Annotated in this window: 3 protein-coding genes; 1 reads left to right on the forward strand and 2 read right to left on the reverse strand. The window is 74.0% G+C overall.

Features of this window, described 5'->3' with window-relative positions:
• Positions 1 to 111 precede the first annotated feature (111 nt).
• A complete protein-coding gene (locus ACFVXK_RS38385) occupies positions 112 to 924 on the reverse strand; it encodes a class I SAM-dependent methyltransferase (protein WP_389621978.1) in 813 nt (270 codons plus the stop codon).
• A 62-nt stretch (positions 925 to 986) separates the two neighbouring features.
• Positions 987 to 1,547: a TetR/AcrR family transcriptional regulator gene (locus ACFVXK_RS38390; protein ID WP_389621981.1), complete on the reverse strand. Its 561-nt coding sequence runs from the start codon at positions 1,545 to 1,547 to the stop codon at positions 987 to 989.
• Positions 1,548 to 1,720: 173 nt separating this feature from the next.
• On the opposite strand from ACFVXK_RS38390, the gene ACFVXK_RS38395 reads away from it, so the two are divergent.
• Positions 1,721 to 2,051: alcohol dehydrogenase catalytic domain-containing protein (locus ACFVXK_RS38395; RefSeq protein ID WP_389621975.1), on the forward strand; the 331-nt coding region annotated here is incomplete at its 3' end.

The following is a 2,051-nucleotide window of genomic DNA, read 5'->3' on the forward strand; positions in this document are numbered from 1 at the left end:
CCGGACCTCGCCGGCCGCCCAGTAGCGCCACTCCACCGCACGCCTGCGCCAACGACACCGGGAACCTGCCGGGCACGCTCACGCCACCGCCCATATCGTCTCCTCGCTCGTTCACCGGCGGACCGCCGAGATCAGGCCGCCGATCCGCTCCCCGGGCTGCGCCGGGATGCCGATCGGGCGGCCGTAGGCGGCGGCGCGCTCGCGCAGGGTATGGGCGGTGGCCTCCCAGCCGTGCCCGGCCAGCCAGCCCACCGGGTCGTCGGGCGTCTCCGAGACCCACAGGGAAGCCGCCGATCCCGGCGGGGCGTCCGCGCCGAAGCGCTCGATCACGCCGCGCGAGCCCAGGGTCAGCCCCATCCGGCTGCCCGGCGCCGACCGCTCGCCGATCCGAGCCGTCAGCAGCTCCACCGCTTCCTCGGGCAGATAGATCAGCAGGCCTTCGGCGATCCACGCGGTCGCCGCGGCCGGGTCGTGCCCGGCGGCGACGAGCGCACCCGGCCAGTCCTCGCGCAGATCCGCCGCGACGGTGATCCGCTCGCAGCGCGGGACGGCCCGCTCCTGGCGGAGCCCCGCGGCCTTGAACTCCAGCGGGGCGGCGGTGTCGACCTCGAACACCCGGGTGCCCTCGGGCCAGTCCATCCTGAAGGCCCGGCTGTCCATGCCGGCACCGAGCAGCACGACCTGCCGGATTCCGGCCCCGGATGCCTGCCGCAACAGGTCGTCGAGGAACCTGGTCCTGATGACGACGGAGAACGACACGGCCCGACGGCGGAGTCTCGCGGCCTCGTCTTCGGGCGGCGGCGAGGAGGGCCACAGGCCGCCGGCGGTGGCGAAGGCCTTCGCCGGCGGGTCACGGAACAGCGCGTCCTCCCGCTCGCTCTCCAGCGCCTGCACCCTGGCGACCCCGACCCCCGTGGCCCACACGCCCGAGGGCCGCACCCGCTGCTCCTGAGCGTTAGTCACCGCGCAAGCCCAGGTGATCGATTTCACGGGGTCGGGCGGCCCGGGCGATGAGGCGGGCGGGAGCCGTCCAGGGCAAGGTCGATCAGGCGGGCGGCCAGGGTGTCGTCGAGGGGTTCGCCGGTGAGGAGGACCCTGGCGAGGAGGGGACCCGTGATGGCTTCCACCAGGAGGTGGGGGTCGGTGCCCTCGGCCAGTTCGCCGCGGTCGACGCCGCGCCGGACGAGCACTTCGGCACGTTCGAGGCGGGCCTGCCAGTACGCGCGCCGGCCTTCTTCCAGCGCGCCCTGCTCGCGGACCGTACCCAGGAGGAGCAGCGCGGTGCCGGCGGGCGTGGCGAAGAAGCGGGTCAGTGCCGTGAACAGTTCGCACAGGTCCTCACGGACCGTGCCGGTGTCGGGGGTGGGCAGGGCCGCCTCGGTGCGGGTGGCGAGCGCGTCGAAGATCAGGTTCTCGCGGGTCTTCCAGCGCCGGTAAACCGAGGTCTCGTGCACGCCGGCCGCCCGGGAGACGGCGGTGACCGTGGTGGCCGCCAGCCCCTGGGACGTGAGCAGGTCGACGGTGGCGGTGAGGACGGCCTGCCGCATCCGCTCCCCGCGCCGTCTCAGGGGCGGGGACTGCTGTGGGGGGTTTTCCTCGTGGCGCGTCACCCGCCCAGGCTATCGCAAGGCTCCTTGCGATAGGAGCGGGGGCGGCGTACGTTGGAACGCAAGACGACTTGCGATAGCTCGCGGTCGCAGATCTGAAAGGGGCTCCCCGCATGGAACTCATGCGTGCCGCGCGCCTGCACGTCCCCTCGCGCACCCTCACCGTCGAAGAGGTCCCCGTCCCCTCCCCCGGACCCGGCCAGGTGCTGGTCAAGGTGGAGGCCGCCGGCGTCTGCCTGTCCGACGTGCACCTCATCGACGGCACCCTCACCCCCCTGCACCTCCCCGGGGACACCGTCACCCTCGGACACGAGGTCGCCGGGACCATCGCCGAACTGGGACCCGGAGTGACCGGCCGGTCCGTCGGCAGCCGCGTGGTCCTGCAGGCCGGCGAGGTGCGCGACGGCCGGGTCCTGTCGCGCGGCGTCGTCTACGACGGCGGCT

It is taken from the genome of Streptomyces sp. NPDC058157, from assembly GCF_042884105.1.
Taxonomy (GTDB): domain Bacteria; phylum Actinomycetota; class Actinomycetes; order Streptomycetales; family Streptomycetaceae; genus Streptomyces.